At 71.4% G+C, this 18,231-nt stretch carries 17 protein-coding genes; 9 read left to right on the top strand and 8 right to left on the bottom strand.

Annotated elements, in window-relative coordinates; all coding sequences use genetic code 11:
* Positions 1–17: 17 nt before the first annotated feature.
* Positions 18–650, bottom strand: a complete 633-nt coding sequence (locus tag ACQZOG_RS07460) for a DUF305 domain-containing protein (protein ID WP_230227701.1) — start codon at positions 648–650, stop codon at positions 18–20.
* Positions 647–1,315, bottom strand: coding sequence for a DUF3105 domain-containing protein (locus ACQZOG_RS07465; RefSeq protein WP_230227698.1), 669 nt, complete (start codon positions 1,313–1,315; stop codon positions 647–649). Before ACQZOG_RS07465 ends, ACQZOG_RS07460 begins: the two co-directional genes overlap by 4 nt.
* A 177-nt stretch (positions 1,316–1,492) precedes the next feature.
* Here ACQZOG_RS07465 and ACQZOG_RS07470 point away from each other — a divergent pair, with 177 nt between their 5' ends.
* Positions 1,493–1,936: an RrF2 family transcriptional regulator gene (locus tag ACQZOG_RS07470; RefSeq protein WP_191880638.1), complete on the top strand. Its 444-nt coding sequence runs from the start codon at positions 1,493–1,495 to the stop codon at positions 1,934–1,936.
* 9 nt (positions 1,937–1,945) lie between these two features.
* Here the strand turns inward: ACQZOG_RS07470 and ACQZOG_RS07475 are convergent, their stop codons facing one another.
* Positions 1,946–3,127 (bottom strand): globin domain-containing protein, encoded by a 1,182-nt coding sequence (locus ACQZOG_RS07475; RefSeq protein WP_230227696.1) that lies wholly within the window; start codon positions 3,125–3,127, stop codon positions 1,946–1,948.
* A 306-nt stretch (positions 3,128–3,433) separates the two neighbouring features.
* On the opposite strand from ACQZOG_RS07475, the gene glnA reads away from it, so the two are divergent.
* Complete coding sequence (gene glnA, locus ACQZOG_RS07480) at positions 3,434–4,795, top strand: type I glutamate--ammonia ligase (protein WP_033273151.1); 1,362 nt, start codon at positions 3,434–3,436, stop codon at positions 4,793–4,795.
* 379 nt (positions 4,796–5,174) lie between these two features.
* Here glnA and ACQZOG_RS07485 read toward each other — a convergent pair whose 3' ends face one another.
* On the bottom strand, positions 5,175–5,732 hold the full coding sequence (locus ACQZOG_RS07485) for a DinB family protein (RefSeq protein ID WP_033272874.1): 558 nt from the start codon (positions 5,730–5,732) through the stop codon (positions 5,175–5,177).
* Between the two features lie 321 nt (positions 5,733–6,053).
* Here ACQZOG_RS07485 and ACQZOG_RS07490 point away from each other — a divergent pair, with 321 nt between their 5' ends.
* From ACQZOG_RS07490 to ACQZOG_RS07500, 3 genes are all read left to right on the top strand, one after another.
* On the top strand, positions 6,054–7,589 hold the full coding sequence (locus ACQZOG_RS07490; RefSeq protein WP_430741388.1) for a pectate lyase family protein: 1,536 nt from the start codon (positions 6,054–6,056) through the stop codon (positions 7,587–7,589).
* Between the two features lie 61 nt (positions 7,590–7,650).
* Entirely contained in the window at positions 7,651–7,920 is a 270-nt protein-coding gene (locus ACQZOG_RS07495) for a CopG family transcriptional regulator (protein WP_033272876.1), read from the top strand.
* A complete protein-coding gene (locus ACQZOG_RS07500; RefSeq protein ID WP_033272877.1) occupies positions 7,917–8,354 on the top strand; it encodes a type II toxin-antitoxin system VapC family toxin in 438 nt (145 codons plus the stop codon). The genes ACQZOG_RS07495 and ACQZOG_RS07500 overlap by 4 nt, the downstream gene beginning before the upstream one ends.
* An 18-nt stretch (positions 8,355–8,372) precedes the next feature.
* Here ACQZOG_RS07500 and ACQZOG_RS07505 read toward each other — a convergent pair whose 3' ends face one another.
* Both ACQZOG_RS07505 and ACQZOG_RS07510 read right to left on the bottom strand, forming a co-directional pair.
* Complete coding sequence (locus ACQZOG_RS07505) at positions 8,373–8,813, bottom strand: VOC family protein (protein ID WP_033272878.1); 441 nt, start codon at positions 8,811–8,813, stop codon at positions 8,373–8,375.
* A 33-nt stretch (positions 8,814–8,846) separates the two neighbouring features.
* The gene (locus ACQZOG_RS07510; RefSeq protein WP_193467561.1) at positions 8,847–9,185 is read right to left on the bottom strand and encodes a pyridoxamine 5'-phosphate oxidase family protein; all 339 of its coding nucleotides are present in this window, start codon (positions 9,183–9,185) and stop codon (positions 8,847–8,849) included.
* Positions 9,186–9,445: 260 nt separating this feature from the next.
* Between ACQZOG_RS07510 and ACQZOG_RS07515 the strand changes: the two genes are divergently transcribed.
* Positions 9,446–12,448, top strand: coding sequence for a bifunctional [glutamine synthetase] adenylyltransferase/[glutamine synthetase]-adenylyl-L-tyrosine phosphorylase (locus ACQZOG_RS07515; RefSeq protein WP_033272879.1), 3,003 nt, complete (start codon positions 9,446–9,448; stop codon positions 12,446–12,448).
* Positions 12,449–12,466: 18 nt separating this feature from the next.
* Here ACQZOG_RS07515 and ACQZOG_RS07520 read toward each other — a convergent pair whose 3' ends face one another.
* Both ACQZOG_RS07520 and ACQZOG_RS07525 read right to left on the bottom strand, forming a co-directional pair.
* Complete coding sequence (locus ACQZOG_RS07520; RefSeq protein ID WP_033272880.1) at positions 12,467–13,339, bottom strand: phosphatase PAP2 family protein; 873 nt, start codon at positions 13,337–13,339, stop codon at positions 12,467–12,469.
* A gap of 132 nt (positions 13,340–13,471) precedes the next feature.
* Entirely contained in the window at positions 13,472–14,506 is a 1,035-nt protein-coding gene (locus tag ACQZOG_RS07525; protein ID WP_037643752.1) for a LacI family DNA-binding transcriptional regulator, read from the bottom strand.
* A 419-nt stretch (positions 14,507–14,925) separates the two neighbouring features.
* Here ACQZOG_RS07525 and ACQZOG_RS07530 point away from each other — a divergent pair, with 419 nt between their 5' ends.
* From ACQZOG_RS07530 to ACQZOG_RS07540, 3 genes are all read left to right on the top strand, one after another.
* The gene (locus ACQZOG_RS07530) at positions 14,926–16,197 is read left to right on the top strand and encodes an extracellular solute-binding protein (RefSeq protein WP_033272881.1); all 1,272 of its coding nucleotides are present in this window, start codon (positions 14,926–14,928) and stop codon (positions 16,195–16,197) included.
* Positions 16,198–16,294: 97 nt separating this feature from the next.
* The gene (locus tag ACQZOG_RS07535; protein WP_037639183.1) at positions 16,295–17,299 is read left to right on the top strand and encodes a carbohydrate ABC transporter permease; all 1,005 of its coding nucleotides are present in this window, start codon (positions 16,295–16,297) and stop codon (positions 17,297–17,299) included.
* Between the two features lie 13 nt (positions 17,300–17,312).
* A complete protein-coding gene (locus ACQZOG_RS07540) occupies positions 17,313–18,227 on the top strand; it encodes a sugar ABC transporter permease (protein ID WP_037639182.1) in 915 nt (304 codons plus the stop codon).
* The last annotated feature ends 4 nt before the right edge of the window (positions 18,228–18,231 follow it).

Raw genomic sequence — 18,231 nt, forward strand, 5'->3', positions numbered from 1 at the left:
GGGCCGGCCCCCGGCCGTCACGGCCGCGCGGCGGCTCCCCGCGCCTTCAGCATGCCCGCCATGAGCCGGATCTCCGACTCCTGCCCCTCGACCATCCCGTTCGCGAGCCGCTTGCCGGTGTCCACCTCGCAGGCGCGCACACAGCCCTCCGCCATGTGCACACCGCCCCGGTGATGCTTCGTCATCAGCCGGAGGTAGAAGACCTCGGCCTGCCTGCCGTTCAGCCGGCCGAGCCGCTCCATCTCCGCGTCCGTCGCCATGCCCGGCATCAGAGCGCCGTCCTCGCCGGCCGCCGCGTCGCCCATCCCCATCCAGGTCATGGGCGGGTCGGCGGACACCTTCGGCAGCTCCCACAGGTCGAGCCAGCCCAGCAGCATCCCCCGCTGGTTGGCCTGCGTCTGGGCGATGTCGTAGGCGAGCCGCCGCACCTCCTCGTCGTCGGTGCGGTCGCGCACGACGTACGACATCTCCACGGCCTGCTGGTGGTGGACCGCCATGTCCCGCGCGAACCCGGCGTCCGCGGAGTCCGCCGCCGGGACGGGCAGGGCGCGCTCCTCCTCGCCGGCCGCCGAGGCGACCGCCCACCCGGCCGCCGCGCCGACGACGAGCACCGCCGCCAGCGCCCCGGCGATCAGGGCGGGCCGCCTCACTTCGACAGCCCGCCCGTGCAGGCCGCACCCGGCTCGGGCGTCTGCTGCCCCTGCACGAACTTCCCCAGGAACGCGTCCACGGCCGGGTCGGTGGCCCCCTTCACCGTGCGCTGGTGCCCCCACGCGGTCAGCACGAGCGGGTCCTTCTGCCCGTCGACCGGGCTCATCAGCGTGTACGGCGTCTTCTTCACCTTCGCCGCCAGCGCCTCCACGTCGGCCTTCGGGGCGTCGCCGTTGTACGTCACCCACACCGCGCCGTGCTCCAGCGAGTGGACCGCGTTGGTCGTGTTGATCTCGTCTTCGTAGACGTCCCCGTCGCAGTTCATCCACACGGGGTTGTGGTCGCCGCCCACGGGAGGCGTCACCGGGTAGTCGACGGACTTGGTGACGTGCTCGCGGCCCAGTTCGCCCTTCCAGGCCCGCACGCCGTCCGCGTCCGTGACGAACGTGCCCGCGGTCTTCGCGTCGTCCGCCGCGCTGCTGTTGCCGCCGTCGTCCGACTGCGCCCGGACCAGCACCACCCCGCCGGCGACCAGGCCCGCGACCACCACGACGGAGGCGGCGACGACGAGGATCCGGTTGCGGCGCTCGCGGGCCTGCTCGGCGCGCCGCATCTCCTCTATCCGTGCCGTGCGTGCCGCGCTGCTCTTCTTGGCGGAGCCCATGGAGGTGTCCTTCGGGTCGGAGGAGGTGGGGCCGGAGGGGTGATCGGGTCAGCTGATCGTAATGGGGGAGCGGTGCGAGTCGTAGGGGGCGGCGACGACCCGGACACGCTCCGGCGGATCCGGTGAAGGTCCGGCCGAAAATTTTGAGCCAGGATTCCGATTACCTACGCTGCCGGTATGCGGCTGCTGCGCTCCACCGACCTCGCCCTGCGGGTCCTCATGCGCCTCGCCGTGGCCGGCGACACCAACCCGACGACCCGGGACGTCGCGGCGGCCATGGACGTGCCGTACACCCACGCCGCGAAGGTCGTCGCCGAGCTGCGGCACATGGGGCTGCTCACCGCCCGGCGGGGCCGGGGCGGCGGCCTGTCCCTCACCGAGAAGGGCCGCGACGCCTCCGTGGGCGGCCTGGTCCGCGCCCTCGAGGGCGAGGGGGACGTCGTCGACTGCGACGGCGCCGTCGGCACGGCACCCTGCCCCCTGCGCTCCGACTGCCGGCTGCGCGGCGCGCTGCGGCGGGCCCAGGAGGCGTTCTACGCCTCGCTGGACCCGCTGACGGTCGCGGACCTCACCGCGGACCCGACGGGCCCCCTGCTGCTGGGCGTCCCGCGCGTCCGCTGACGCGGAGCCCTACTTGGCGAGCCACAGGTCCGGCCCGAACACCTCGTAGTGCACGTCCGCCGGGGCCACACCCTTCGCGATCAGCTGCTCGCGGACCGTCCGCATGAACGGCAGCGGACCGCACAGGTACGCGCGTGTGCCGGGCGCGACCGGCACGTCCGCGAGGTCCACGTACCCGGTGCCGACGCCCGCCGGGGCATCCCGCTCGTACCAGAACCGCACGGTCGCGTCCGGCAGCTTCGCCGCGTAGGCCTCGTGGTCCGCGCGTAGGGCGTGGTCGGCGGGGGAGCGGTCACCGTGCACGACGGTGACCGGCGCGCGGTGCCCCGAGTCGGCGAGGTGTCCGAGCATCGCGACCATCGGGGTCACGCCGATCCCGGCGGAGGCCAGCACCAGCGGGGTGTCGTCGCCCGCGTCGAGCACCAGGTCGCCGTACGCCTCGGACAGCTCCAGGACGTCGCCGACGCGGACGCGCGCGTGGAGGTGGCCGGACACCTCGCCGTCGGGCGCCTGGCCGTCGTGAACCCGCCTGACGCTGAACTGCCGCAGGCCGTCGCCGGGCGCGCCGGAGAGGCTGTACTGCCGTATCTGGCGGGCGCCGTCCGCGAGCGGGACCCGCACGGAGACGTACTGGCCCGGGAGGAAGCCGCGCACCGGGCCGCCGTCGGCCGGGCGCACCCGGAAGGTCACCACGTCGGCGGTCTCGGTGACCCGCTCGACGACCTCCCAGGGCCGCCAGGCCGCCCCGCCGCGCTCCTCGTACAGCCGCTTCTCGACGGCGATCAGGGCGTTCGCCATCAGCCAGTAGACCTCGTCCCAGGCGGCGGCGACCTCGGGCGTGACCGCGTCGCCCAGCACCTCGGCGATGGCGGCGAACAGGTGCTCGTGGACGATCGCGTACTGGTCGGGGGTCACGCCCAGGGAGGCGTGCTTGTGGGCGATGCGCGACAGCATCGCGTCGGGCCGCTCGTCGGGGTGGTCCAGCAGGTGGGTGGCGAACGCCGCGACGGAGCCCGCGAGCGCCTGGCGCTGGGTGCCGGCGGCCTGGTTGCCCCGGTTGAACAGGTCGCGCAGCAGCTCGGGGCGGGCGGCGAACATCCCGGCGTAGAAGCGCTCGGTGATCTCGCCGAGGGCGGCGCCCACGGCGGGAAGGGTGGCGCGGACGGTGACGGCGGACTGCTCGGACAGCATCGGGACTCCTCGTGGCTCGGATGCCTGTACCCTCATTAAAACTTGCATCCAGAACTCCAATTTGAGCGGGGGGTGCTTCCGTGTTCCCGCGTTCCGCCCGCTGTCGTGGCGACCACCGTGACCGGGCAAGATGAGCGGAGGAGCCGTGCCTCCGACGACCCCGGCGGTTCAAGCCGCGGCCGGACGCCCGACCGGGCCCGGCAACGCGTATGAAACGCTGGTGTGGTGGGATGCACGAGTGCCGGACCGTCTCCCGGGGGCCGGGAGGAACGGGCGGCCTGACCGGCAGGAATGGGGAAGCGGAAGATGGACAAGCAGCAGGAGTTCGTGCTCCGGACGTTGGAGGAGCGCGACATCCGGTTCGTACGCCTGTGGTTCACCGACGTCCTGGGCTTCCTCAAGTCCGTGGCCGTCGCCCCGGCCGAGCTCGAGCAGGCCTTCGACGAGGGCATCGGCTTCGACGGCTCCGCCATCGAGGGCTTCGCCCGCGTGCACGAGTCCGACATGATCGCCAAGCCGGACCCGTCGACGTTCCAGATCCTGCCCTGGCGCGCCGAGGCGCCCGGCACGGCCCGGATGTTCTGCGACATCCTCATGCCGGACGGCTCCCCGTCCTTCGCGGACCCGCGCTACGTCCTCAAGCGCGCCCTCGCCCGCACCTCCGACCTGGGCTTCACCTTCTACACCCACCCGGAGATCGAGTTCTTCCTGCTGAAGAACAAGCCGGTCGACGGCAGCCGCCCCACCCCGGCGGACAACTCCGGCTACTTCGACCACACCCCGCAGAACGTCGGCATGGACTTCCGCCGCCAGGCGATCACCATGCTGGAGTCGATGGGCATCTCGGTCGAGTTCTCCCACCACGAGGGCGCCCCCGGCCAGCAGGAGATCGACCTTCGCTACGCGGACGCGCTGTCCACGGCGGACAACATCATGACGTTCCGCCTGGTCATGAAGCAGGTGGCGCTGGAGCAGGGCGTCCAGGCGACGTTCATGCCGAAGCCGTTCTCCGAGCACCCCGGCTCGGGCATGCACACCCACCTCTCCCTCTTCGAGGGCGACCGCAACGCCTTCTACGAGTCCGGCGCGGAGTACCAGCTCTCCAAGGTGGGCCGCTCCTTCATCGCGGGCCTGCTGCGGCACGCGGCGGAGATCTCCGCGGTCACCAACCAGTGGGTCAACTCCTACAAGCGCATCTGGGGCGGCACCGAGCGCACGGCCGGCGCGGGCGGCGAGGCCCCCTCGTACATCTGCTGGGGCCACAACAACCGCTCGGCCCTGGTCCGCGTGCCCATGTACAAGCCCGGCAAGACCGGCTCCGCCCGCGTGGAGGTCCGCTCCCTCGACGCCGGCGCCAACCCGTACCTGGCCTACGCCCTGCTCCTCGCGGCCGGCCTCAAGGGCATCGAGGAGGGCTACGAGCTCCCGCCGGGCGCCGAGGACGACGTCTGGGCCCTCTCCGACGCGGAACGCCGCGCCCTGGGCATCGAGCCGCTGCCGCAGAACCTGGGCGAGGCGCTGAGCCTGATGGAACGCAGCGACCTGGCCGCCGAGACGCTCGGCGAGCACGTCTTCGACTTCTTCCTCCGCAACAAGAAGCAGGAGTGGGAGGCGTACCGCTCGGAGGTCACGGCGTTCGAGCTGAAGAACCTGCTGCCGGTGCTGTGAGCGCGGGCTGAGGCCTGCACCCTCCTCCGGACGGACGCCACGGGGCCGGCGGTCGACGACCGCCGGCCCCGTTCGCCGTCCCCGCCCGCCCGGCCGGTTCCGTCGGGCGGACGGCGTCCTGCCGGGTGGCCGGTGCCCTGCCGGGCCGGGTGGCCCGGGCCCAGCCGGGTTCTCGGCGGTCGGCGGGCGGGCGACGCCCGGTAGGCGGACGGTGGCACTCCGGGCGCCCGTCGGCGGCCCCGGAGCGCCCGGCCGCCCGACGTGTCCGACGGTCCTGAGCGCCTGTTCGCCGGATGCCCCTTGCCCGCTCGGGGCCGGGCTCTCCGCACGGTGGGGTGAGGGGGCACCCCCCTCACCCGAGACACCGGGCCCCCGTCCGTCATCCCATCGTCTTCGCCCCGTCCAGCGACTCGCGGATGATGTCCGCGTGGCCCGCGTGCTGGGACGTCTCCGCGAGGATGTGCAGCAGCACCCGACGCGCGCTCCATTCCGTCTCGGCTTGGAACCAGGGCGCCTTCGGCAGCGGCCGCGAGGCGTTCAGGTCGGGCAGGCCCGCGACGACCTTTTCCGTGCGGCGGGCCTCCTCCGCGTACGCGTCCAGGACGCCGGCGAGCGTCTCACCGGGCAGCATCCGGAAGCCTTCGGCCCAGCGCGCGAAGTCCTCCTCCGTCATCGCCGTGAAGTCCGGCATCGCGGACGGACCCTCGAGGATGAAGTCCACCCAGCTCCGCTCGACCGCGGTGACGTGCTTGATCAGGCCGCCCAGGCACAGCTCGCTCTTCGTCGTCCGCAGGCCCGCCTGCTCGTCGGTGAGGCCACGCGTGGTGAACCGCAGGAATTCCCGGTGCTTGGCGAGCGTCTCCAGCAGGTCGGCGCGCTCGCCCGTGACGACGGGGGTCTCGGCGGACTCGTCGGTGGTCAGCTGGTTCACGGTCATGGTCTCCGCCTTCGTCAGTCAGTTCGGTGATCTCGTGCGCTGGGTGCCGTACACGTCCGGCGCGACGAGAGACACGTTTAGAAGCCATATAGGTCGGATCCGGTCCTACCTCGCTCGAACCGCCGGGACGTCACTCGGATGACTGCACTCCGTTCTCGCGCGGAACCTTGTCAGTCCGCAGCCGCTCCCTTACGGTCGCGCACACAGACGGAAAGCGCTTTCTCCATCGAGAGGTCAGGCCCACCCCGCCCACCCTCATCGATGCCACTGACATGCCCCTGACAGCTTCCATGACAGTGAACGACGAAAGGCGGAACGACCATGAGACGAGCAGTCGCCGTACGGCTCTCCGCGTTACTGGCCGCCGGGGCCCTGACGGCCGCCACCGGCGTGGCGCTGTCCACGACCACCGCGTCCGCCGCCGCTGCCGGAGGGGTCACCGGCTACGCGACCCAGAACGGCGGGACGACCGGCGGGGCGGGCGGGCAGACGGTCCGCGCCACCACCGGCACCGCCATCCACCAGGCCCTCTGCGGCCGGGCCAACAGCTCCACCCCGATCACCATCCAGGTCGAGGGCACCATCAACCACGGCAACACGACCAAGGTGTCCGGCTCCAGCTGCAACACCGCCGCCGACAAGATCGAGCTGAAGCAGATCAGCAACGTCACCATCGTCGGCGTCGGCAACGGCGCGGTCTTCGACCAGCTGGGCATCCACATCCGTGAGGCGAGCAACATCGTCATCCAGAACGTGACGGTCAGGAACGTCAAGAAGTCCGGCTCGCCCACGTCGAACGGCGGCGACGCCATCGGCATGGAAAGCGATGTCAGGAACGTCTGGGTGGACCACGTCACGCTGGAGGCGTCCGGCGGCGAGTCCGAGGGCTACGACGGCCTGTTCGACATGAAGGACAACACCCAGTACGTCACGCTGTCGTACAGCGTGCTGCGCAACTCCGGGCGCGGCGGCCTCATCGGCTCCAGCGAGAGCGACCGCTCCAACGGGTACGTGACCTTCCATCACAACCTGTACGAGAACATCGACTCCCGCGCGCCCCTGCTGCGCGGCGGCATCGCGCACATGTACAACAACCACTACAAGCGGCTGAACGACTCCGGCATCAACTCCCGCGCCGGCGCCCGCGCCAAGGTGGACAACAACTACTTCGAGGACTCCAAGGACGTCCTCGGCACCTTCTACACCGACGAGGCCGGCTACTGGCAGGTCGGCGGCAACGTCTTCGACAACGTCACGTGGTCCTCGCGCAGCGGCGACCACAACCCGGCGGGCCCGAACCCGACGTCGAACACGTCCGTGAGCATCCCGTACGGCTTCACCCTCGACGGCGCGAACTGCGTTCCGAACGTGGTGGCGCAGACGGCGGGCGCGGGCAAGGGCCTGAAGGTGTCGGACGGCAGCTGTACCCCCCAGAACCCCGACCCGACCGACCCGGGTGAGCCGACCGACCCCGGTCCCACCGACCCGCCCGCCGGCACCAACCTGAGCCTCGGCGCGGGCGCGGACGGCTCCTCCAAGGCGTCCGGCACCAGCTACGGCAACGTGGTGGACGGCAACACGAGCACGTACTGGTCGCCGTCCGGCTCGACCGGCTCGGTCTCGGTGAAGTGGGGCTCCGCCACCACCGTGTCCAAGGTGAACGTCCGCCTGGCCTCCGGCTCCGGCACGATCGGCGCCTACCGCCTGCTCAACCACGACACGGGCGCGGTCCTGGCCACCGGCAGCGGCTCGGGCACGGTCGCCTTCTCCCCGGTCTCCCTGAAGAAGATCACCCTGGAGATCACCAACGCCTCGGGCACCCCGCGCATCGCGGAGTTCGAGACGTACGCGAGCTGAGCCGCCGGGGTCCGCATCGAGCGGCCATGCCGTCGTGGTACACGAGCTGTACCATGGCGGCATGGCACTCAAGCGGACGAACGTCTACGCGGACGACGGCGACCTGCACCTCATCAAGGAGGCGGCCGCCCGACTCGGGGTGTCGGAGGCGGAGATAATCCGCGAGGGCATCCACCGCATCGCGCTCGCGCACCGGGTGTGGGACGAGCCGTTCGTCTCCGACGAGGAGACCTTCGACCTCGGAGACTCCGTCGAGAAGGACGACATCCGCTCCGCGGTGACCCGGGGGCACGAGGACCGGGAGCGGCGGAACAGGGGTACCGCCGCTTGATCGCCGTCGCCGACACCTCCGGCATCCTCACCTTGTTCAACCGCTCCGACCCGGACCACCACGCCGCTCGGAAGGCCGCGGACCAGTGCGGCTTCCTGGTCGCCAGTCCGCTCGCGCTGACCGAGGTGCACCAGGTCGCCACCGTCCGTGCCGGGCGCGGGGCCGCCGACGCCATCCTCCGCACCCTCACCGAGCGGGTCCGGCAGATGCGGCTGGTCCTCGCCCCGACGACGCCGGAAATTCTGGACGCCGCCCTGACCGTCCGCGCCCGGTACGCGTCCCTCGACCTGGACCTCGTGGACGCGGTCAACGTGGCGCTCGCCGCCGAGTACGGCACGGACGCCGTCCTCACCCGGGACCGCAGGGACTTCCGCACGGTGCGGCCGGTGGGAGGCCGGTACGCCTGCTTCCGCATCCTTCCCGACGACCTCTGACGGCGTCCGCCGGAGGCCTCACCCCTCCGCCTGGTCCGTCAGGACCTTGTGCAGCGGCTCCGTCGCGCGGCGGCGGTACTCCTGGACCGCCCAGCCGTTGCCGTCGGGGTCCGTGAAGTGCATGAAGGTCGCGCCGTCGGAGTCGGCGTAGCGGACCGGCTCGGAGATCTCCAGGCCGCGCGCGACGAACTCCGCGTGGGCCTTCTCGATGTCGGCGACGCAGAGCTGCAGGCCCTGGTAGGTGCCGGGGGCCGGGGCGGGGCCCGGGGTCATCTCCCAGATGCTTTGGCCCAGGGCGATCGAGCAGCCGGAGCCGGGCGGGGTCAGCTGGACGATCCGCATGCCCGGCATGACCTCCTGGTCGATGTCGACGTGGAAGCCGACCTTGTCCCGGTAGAAGTCCCGGGCCCGGTCGATGTCGCTCACCGGCAGCGGGATCACTTCGAGGGTCACGTCCATGAGAGCCTCCGAGCTCCTTCGTCGGGTACCGCGTCAGGCGAACCGCCACCGGGTCCGGCTGAACGGCTCTCCCTTACCGAAACCGAAAACGGTGCGCGGCGCCACCGAGAAGACCACGGCGCGGCCGGGACCGTGGTGGAGATGGCCCTCCCTCACCTCGAAGTGCCAGAAGTCGCCGAACTCCTCCTCCCACAGGGCGGCCAGACCGCGCAGACGCGCGTCGTCCGTGACGCGTTCCGCGCGGCCCTCCACGACCACGTCGTAGCCCCGTGCCCAGGGGTTGACGCCGGTGGTCGGCACGACGTGCGGCCGACCGTCGGGACGCACCGTGGAGATCCAGAACAGCTCAGCCTCCGCGATCAGCCGCTCCACCTCCGTCCAGGGCGGCGCCCCGGCCGTCGGGTCGCTGTAGCGGGGGGGCGACGCGGCCTTCCGGCGCGGCGGGGGTGTCGGGAACGTCGGTCATGGGAACTCCCCGACGGTCGGAAGGACGCGACCGCGAGGCCGTGGTCTGCCCATCGGACCCCGTCCGGCCCCGGAATTCAGCGCGGGCCGCCCCAGGGCCGTGATCGCGTCCTCCGGATAGGCTCAGGACCGTACGACCCTGAACCGAGGCACGAGGGAGGCCGGGGATGACGTCGGCGCCGGGGCGCAGGAGCAGTATCTTCACGCGGCTGCTGCGGCACGGCTTCACCGATCCGTCGGCCGCCGAACGCCTCCTCGACAGCCCCGAGCTGGCGACCGTCCGCAACGACCCGGTGCTGCTGGACGCCCTCGGCGGCACCGCCGACCCCGACCTCGCCCTGCACGGTCTGGTGCGGCTGCTGGAGGCGCAGGACGGCGCCACCGACCGCCAGGAGCTGCTGGACACGGTGATAGCGGCCAAGCCGCTGCGCGACCGCCTCCTCGGGGTGCTCGGCGCCTCCGAGGCGCTCGCCGAGCACCTCGCCCGGCACCCCCGCGACTGGCAGGCCCTCGTCACCTACGAGCCGCGCGACCTGCACCCCGGCGTGGAGGAGTTCGAACGCGGCCTCGCCGACGCCGCCGACCCGGTCGCGCTGCGCGTCTCCTACCGCCGCTGCCTGCTGTCCATAGCCGCCCGCGACGTCTGCGGCACCGTCGAGGTCTCCCAGACCGCCGCCGAGCTCGCCGACCTGGCCACCGCCACCCTCCGCGCCGCCCTCGCCCTGGCCGAGGCGGACGCGCCCGAGGACGCCGAGATGTGCCGGCTCGCGGTGATCGCGATGGGCAAGTGCGGCGGCCACGAGCTGAACTACGTCTCCGACGTCGACGTCATCTTCGTCGGCGAGGCGGCCGGCGACGCCGACGAGGACAAGGCGCTGCGCGCCGCCACCCGGCTCGCCTCGCACATGATGCGGATCTGTTCGGAGACCACCGTCGAGGGCTCCATCTGGCCCGTCGACGCCAACCTCCGCCCCGAGGGCCGCAACGGACCGCTGGTCCGCACCCTCGCCTCCCACCTCGCCTACTACCAGCGCTGGGCCAAGACGTGGGAGTTCCAGGCGCTGCTCAAGGCCCGCCCGGTCGCCGGCGACCTCGCCCTCGGCGAGGAGTACACGGCCGCGCTGCGGCCCCTGGTGTGGAAGGCCGCCGAGCGGGAGAACTTCGTCGCCGACGTGCAGGAGATGCGCCGCCGGGTCGTGGCGAACATCCCCGCCGCCGAGGTCGACCGCCAGCTCAAGCTCGGCCCCGGCGGCCTGAGGGACGTCGAGTTCGCCGTGCAGCTGCTCCAGCTGGTGCACGGCCGCTCCGACGCCTCCCTGCGCAGCGGCACCACCCTCGACGCGCTCAAGGCGCTCGCCGCCGGCGGCTACGTCGGCCGGGCGGACGCCGCCCAGCTCGACGAGGCGTACCGCTTCCTGCGCTCCCTGGAGCACCGCATCCAGCTCCACCGGCTGCGCCGCACCCACCTCGTGCCCGAGGACCAGGCCGACCTGCGGCGCCTCGGCCGCTCCCTGGGCCTGCGCACCGACCCGGTCACCGAACTGACCCGCGAGTGGCGGCGCCACACCACCGTGGTGCGGCGGCTGCACGAGAAGCTGTTCTACCGGCCGCTGCTCGACGCCGTCGCCGCGCTGGCCCCCGGCGAGGCCCGGCTCAGCGCGGAGGCCGCCCGCGAACGCATGGTCGCCCTCGGCTACGCCGACCCCGCCGCCGCGCTGCGCCACCTGGAGGCCCTCGCCTCCGGCGTCACCCGCAAGGCCGCCATCCAGCGCACCCTGCTGCCGGTGCTGCTCGGCTGGTTCGCGGACTCCGCCGACCCCGACGCGGGCCTGCTGAACTTCCGCAAGGTCTCCGACGCCCTCGGCAAGACCCCGTGGTACCTGCGGCTGCTGCGCGACGAGGGCGCCGCCGCGGAGAACCTCGCCCGGGTGCTGTCCGCCGGGCGGCTCGCCCCCGACCTGCTGATGCGCGCCCCCGAGGCGGTCGCCCTGCTCGGCGACGGGGACGGCGGCGGCCTCACCCCGCGCTCCCGCGCCTCACTGGAGCAGGAGGTCCTCGCCGCCGTCCGGCGCGCCGACAACGCCGTCCAGGGCGTCACCGCCGCCCGTGGGGTGCGCCGCCGCGAACTGTTCCGCACCGCCGCCGCCGACATCGTCGGCTCCTACGGCACCGAGTCCCAGCCCGCCGAGGCCGACCAGGGCGCCCTCGTGGACCTGGTCGGGGGCGCGGTGTCCGACCTGACCGCCGCCACCCTCGCCGGCACGCTGCGCGCGGTGGTCCGCGAGGGCTGGGGGGACACCCTCCCCACCCGGTTCACGGTCATCGGCATGGGCCGCTTCGGCGGGCACGAGCTGGGCTACGGCTCCGACGCGGACGTCCTCTTCGTGCACGAGCCGCGTGAGGGCGTGGGCGAGCGGGAGGCGGCCGAGGCCGCGAACAAGGTGGTCGCGGAGATGCGCAGGCTGCTCCAGGTGCCCAGCGCCGACCCGCCGCTGCTGATCGACGCCGACCTGCGTCCGGAGGGCAAGTCGGGCCCGCTGGTGCGCACCCTCGGCTCCTACGAGGCGTACTACCGGCGCTGGGCGCTGGTGTGGGAGCGGCACGCGCTGCTGCGCGCCGAGCCCGTCGCCGGGGACGAGGAGCTGGGCCGCCGCTTCATGGAGCTGATCGGCCCGCTGCGGTACCCGTCCGGCGGGCTGGACGAGGACGCGGTCCGGGAGATCCGGCGGCTGAAGGCCCGTATGGAGTCCGAACGCCTGCCGCGCGGCGCAGACCCCAAGCTGCACGCCAAGCTGGGGCCGGGCGGGCTGTCCGACGTGGAGTGGACGGTGCAGCTGCTCCAGCTGCGGCACGCGGCTCAGGTGCCGGGGCTGCGGACGACCCGCACCCGCGAGGCGCTGGCCGCCGCGCGCGAGGCCGGGCTGGTGTCCGAGGAGGACGCGGAGACCCTCGACGAGGCATGGGTGCTCGCCACCCGCGTCCGCAACGCGGTGATGCTGGTCCGTGGCCGGGCGGGGGACACCTTCCCGACGGTGCCGCGCGAGCTGGCCGCCGTCGGCCGCTACCTGGGCTACGGCCCCGGCCACGCGGGCGACATGCTCGACGCCTACCGCCGCACGGCGCGCCGCGCCCGGGGCGTGGTGGAGGAGCTGTTCTACGGCGGCGCGTAGGCGGGCCGCGCCCGGGCGTCAGGGCTGTTTCTGCAGCGGGACGTGTTCGGGGGCGGCGGGCGCGGCCGGTTCCGGGAGGTGCCGGGGGAGCGCGGAGGGGCGGCGGCCGTACCAGGCGTGGGCGACGCCGTAGCCGACGGCGAGGCACAGGACGCCGCCGACCGCGTCCAGCCAGAAGTGGTTGGCGGTGGCGACGATGACCACCAGGGTGAGCACCGGGTACACCAGGCCCAGCACCCGCACCCACGGCACCGAGGCCAGCGCGAAGAGCGTGAGCCCGCACCACAGCGACCAGCCGATGTGCATGGACGGCATCGCCGCGTACTGGTTGGAGACGTTCTTCATGTCACCCGAGGCCATCGACCCCCAGGTCTGGTGGACCAGCACGGTGTCGATGAAGTTCTGGCCGTTCATCAGCCGGGGCGGGGCCAGCGGGAAGAGGTAGAAGCCGACCAGGGCGAAACCCGTGGTGACGAACAGGACCAGCCGGGTCGCCGCGTACCGGCCGGGGTGTCTGCGGTACAGCCACACCAGCACACCCAGCGTCACCACGAAGTGCAGGGTCGCGTAGTAGTAGTTCATCCCGACGACGAGCCAAGTCACCGAGTTCACCGCGTGGTTCACGGACTCCTCGAAAGCCGCGCCGAGTTGGCCCTCGAGCCGCCAGATCAGGTCGGCGTTGCGCAGCGCCTCCGCCCGCTGCTCGGGCACCGCGTTGCGTACGAGCGAGTACGTCGCGTAACTCACCGCGATCAGCAGGATCTCGAACCAGAGCCGGGGCCGGCGAGGAGCGCGAAGACGGCGCAGACGACCCGTCGCCGCCGCCTCCTCGACGGGGCTCGCTGCGGCCGGCTCGCGGCCTTCCAGCGTGGTCACGGTCGCGTCACCCATGGGCACAGAGTCTGCCAGAAAAGACCTCTCGGTCAGATCATCCCCCGGGCGGGTCCGACCCGCATGTTCTGCCCCGGGAACAGGCCGTCCGTCTCCTCCTCGGGCAGGGCGCACCGGCGCCCGCTCTCCGTCTCAGGGACGATTGCGTTCCCCGGGCGCCGACGCCGTCGAGCCCCGCACCACCAGCTCGGGCATGAACACGAACTCGCTGTGCGGCGCGGGCGTTCCGCCGATCTCCTCCAGCAGCGTGCGCACCGCCGCCTGGCCCATCGCCGGGACCGGCTTGCGGACGGTGGTCAGCGGCGGGTCGGTGAAGGCGATCAGCGGCGAGTCGTCGAAGCCGACCACCGAGATGTCGTCCGGCACTTCGAGACCGCGCTGCCGGGCCGCCCGGATCGCGCCCAGCGCCATCATGTCGCTCGCGCACACCACGGCCGTGCAGTCCCGGTCCATCAGCGCGCTGGCCGCGGCCTGGCCGCCCTCCAGCGTGTAGAGCGAGTGCTGGATCAGCTCCGTCTCGACCGTCTCGGCGCTCAGCCCCGACTGCTCCTGCACGGCCCGGACGAAGCCCTCTATCTTGCGCTGCACCGGCACGAACCGCTTCGGCCCGAGCGCGAGACCGATCCGGGTGTGCCCGAGGGACGCGAGGTGGGTGACGGCCAGCGCCATCGCGGCCCGGTCGTCGGGGGAGATGAACGGCGCCTGCACCTTCGGCGAGAAACCGTCCACGAGCACGAACGGCACGCCCTGCGCCCGCAGCCGCTCGTAGCGCTGCATGTCGGCGTTGGTGTCGGCGTGCAGTCCGGAGACGTAGATGATGCCGGCGACCCCGCGGTCCACGAGCATCTCGGTCAGCTCGTCCTCGGTCGAGCCGCCGGGGGTCTGGGTGGCGAGCACGGGGGTGTAGCCCTGGCGGGTCAGCGCCTGTCCGATCACCTGGGCCAGCGCCGGGAAGATCGGGTTCTCCAACTCGGGCGTGATGAGCCCGACGAGACCCTCGCTGCGCTGCCTCAGCCGCACCGGGCGCTCGTAGCCCAGCACGTCCAGGGCGGCGAGCACGGACTGGCGGGTGGTGGCGGCGACGCCCGGCTTCCCGTTCAGGACCCGGCTGACGGTCGCCTCGCTCACCCCCGCCTGAGCAGCGATATCAGCAAGCCGTGTGGTCACAGGACCGGACTGTATCTGCCGGTTGTCGCCTTGCACACCGATCGGACGCCTGGTGCGCGCCGTGGGACGGCCCGTGGTGGGCTGCTGGCTCATCGCGATCCCTCAAGTCGTGGTCGGCGTCCGCTCCGCAAGGGATGATTCCCCCGGCGGCAACGGATGGCAAGTGCTTGCAGAGTCTTGCACAACAGTCCGAACCCCAGGCGTACGGGCGGAATCCAGGGTTGCGCGACGGTCGAGAACGGGTCACGGCGGCATAACTGTCGCGGGTCCTTGCAAAACTTTTCTGCAAGGTCTTTCGGAAACGTTCCAACGCTGTTACGTTCACGTCGCCCGGCCGCCGCAACGGCGCAGTCGGCACCTCGCGGGACGGCAGACGGGGCCGTTCCCGCCTCACGGGCTTAACCCTCAAGGAGAACCTCATGCGGCGTGGCATAGCGGCCACCGCGCTGGTGGCGTCCCTCGCCCTCGCGGCGACGGCCTGCGGCGGCGACAGCGACAGCGGCGACAAGGCCGGCGGCCCGGTCACCATCACCTGGTGGGACACCTCCAACGCGACCAACGAGGCGCCGACGTACAAGGCCCTGGTCAAGGAGTTCGAGGCCGCCAACAAGGACATCAAGGTCAACTTCGTCAACGTGCCGTTCGACCAGGCGCAGAACAAGTTCGACACCGCCGCCGGTTCCAAGGGCGCCCCCGACGTGCTGCGCTCCGAGGTCGGCTGGACCCCCGCGTTCGCCAAGAAGGGCTTCTTCCTGCCCCTCGACGGCACCGAGGCGCTCGCCGAGCAGGACAAGTTCAAGCCCAACCTGCTCGAGCAGGCCAAGTACGAGGGCAAGACGTACGGCGTCCCGTTCACCACGGACACCCTCGCGTTCGTGTACAACAAGGCGCTGTTCGCCAAGGCCGGCGTCGAGGCCCCCAAGACCTGGGACGACCTGAAGAAGGCCGCCGCCACGATCAAGGCGAAGACCGGCGTCGACGGCTACTGGGGCTCCACGGCCGGCTACTACGCCCAGCCGTTCCTCTACGGCGAGGGCACCGACATGGTCGACGCCGAGGCCAAGAAGATCACGATCAAGTCCGCCGAGGCCGAGAAGGGCTACGGCACCTGGCTGAGCCTCTTCGAGGGCAAGGGCCTGCACAAGGCCGACGTGACCGCCGACGCCTACGCCCACATCCAGGACGCCTTCGTCAACGGCAAGGTCGCCTCGATCATCCAGGGCCCGTGGGAGATCACCAACTTCTACAAGGGTTCCGCCTTCAAGGACAAGAACAACCTCGGCATCGCCACCGTCCCGGCCGGCTCCGCGGGCAAGGCGGGCGCCCCCACCGGCGGTCACAACCTCTCGGTCTACGCCGGCTCCAGCAAGGAGAAGCAGGAGGCCGCGCTGAAGTTCGTGAAGTTCATGACCTCGGCGAAGGCGCAGGAGACCATCGCGCTGAAGAACTCCACGCTGCCGACGCGCGACGACGCCTACACCGAGCAGGTCAAGGCCGACCCCGGCATCGCCGGCTACCAGACGGTCCTCTCGGCCGCCCAGCCGCGCCCGGCGCTGCCCGAGTACAGCTCCCTGTGGGGCCCGATGGACGACGAGCTGCCGCAGGTCGCCAGCGGCAAGGAGTCCCTGGACAAGGGTCTGAGCGACGCGGAGGCCGCGTTCACCAAGCTGGTGCCGGACTTCTCCAAGTAATGCCCGTGTGGCCGCCGGACCCGCTTCCAGGAGGGGAGGGTCCGGCGGCCGCCGGCCTGTGTGCCGTACTCCTTGATCATCCAGAAGGTGCCGAACCATGACAGTCGCCATCGACCGCGCGACCGGCAAGCGCCGCGGTGACCGCGCGCCCCGCCCCGGGCCGGGCCAGCGCCTGAAGCACTCCTACCAGAAGCACTGGTACGCCTACGCCATGGTCGCGCCGGTGGCCGTCGTGCTCGGCGTCATCGTCCTGTACCCCCTGGCTTACGGCTTCTACCTCACGCTCACCGACGCGGACAGCCTCAACTCGGCACGCACCATCGGCGTCAACGAGATCGAGGCCACCTACAAGTTCATCGGCCTCGACAACTACGCCGACATCCTGTGGGGCGAGACCTCCTACGACCGGTTCTGGTCGCACTTCATCTGGACGATCGTGTGGACGGCCGCCTGTGTCGCCCTGCACTACGGCATCGGTCTGGGCCTCGCGCTGCTGCTCAACCAGAAGCTGCGCGGCCGCACCCTCTACCGGCTGATCCTCATCCTGCCCTGGGCCGTGCCGACCTTCGTCACCGTCTTCGGCTGGCGCTTCATGCTCGCGGACGCAGGCATCATCAACTCCGGCCTCGACTTCCTCGGCCTGCCCACCCCGGCGTGGCTGGAGGACTCCTTCTGGCAGCGGTTCGCGGCGATCATGGTCAACACCTGGTGCGGTGTGCCGTTCATGATGGTCTCCCTGCTCGGCGGACTGCAGTCCATCGACAGCACCCTCTACGAGGCCGCCGAGATGGACGGCGCGAGCGCCTGGCAGCGGTTCCGTCACGTCACCCTGCCCGGCCTGCGCTCGGTCAGCTCCACCGTGGTGCTGCTCGGCATCATCTGGACGTTCAACCAGTTCGCGATCATCTTCCTGCTGTTCGGCAACACCGCCCCGGACGCGCAGATCCTCGTGACCTGGGCCTACCAGCTCGGCTTCGGACAGCAGCCGCGCGAGTTCGCCGAGTCCGCGGCCTACGGCATGCTGCTGCTGGCCGTCCTGATCGTCTTCACGTCCTTCTACCGCCGCTGGCTGAACCGCAACGACCAGCAGCTCGCGATCTGAGGCGGGAGTCTTCATGAGCACCTCGACCCTCCCCACCGCCGCCGAGGCCGGCCCGCCCGCCGGCGAGCGGACCGCCGCGCCCCGCAAGGGCCGCCGGCGCGGTGAGGTCAGCCCTCTGGGCCGCCTCACCTCCCACGGCATCCTGATCGTGGCCAGCCTGATCGCGCTGTTCCCGGTCGCCTGGCTGGTGTTCCTGTCCCTCGGCCCCGACAAGGACGACTATCTGCGTCCCGGCGGGATCTGGGGCAAAATGACACTGGACAACTACTCGTTCGTGCTGCAGAACACGAACTTCTTCGACTGGCTGAAGAGCTCGCTGATCGTGTCCCTCGGGACCACGGTCATCGGCGTCCTGGTGGCGGCCACCACCGGCTACGCGGTCTCCCGCATGCGCTTCCCGGGCTACAAGAAGTTCATGTGGGTACTGCTGGTCACCCAGATGTTCCCGGTGGCCGTGCTGATGGTCCCGATGTACCAGATCCTGTCGGACCTCCAGCTCATCGACACCTACCTCGGCCTGATCCTCGTGTACTGCTCCACGGCGGTGCCGTACTGCGCCTGGCTGATGAAGGGCTATTTCGACACCATCCCGTTCGAGATCGACGAGGCGGGACGCGTCGACGGACTGACCCCGTTCGGCACGTTCACGCGGCTGATCCTGCCGCTCGCCAAGCCGGGACTCGCGGTCGCCGCGTTCTACAGCTTCATCACCGCGTTCGGCGAGGTCGCCTTCGCCACGACGTTCATGCTCGACGACAAGAAGTACACGCTGGCGGTGGGTCTGCAGAGTTTCGTGAGTGAGCACGACGCTCAGCGGAATCTGATGGCCGCGACGGCTGTGCTGATCGCGATACCTGTGTCCGCGTTCTTCTATCTCGTGCAGAAGAATCTCGTCGCCGGCCTGACGGCCGGTGGCACCAAGGGGTAAGTCC

The organism is Streptomyces sp. P13-3-3, assembly GCF_050571355.1.
Lineage (GTDB): Bacteria > Actinomycetota > Actinomycetes > Streptomycetales > Streptomycetaceae > Streptomyces > Streptomyces althioticus.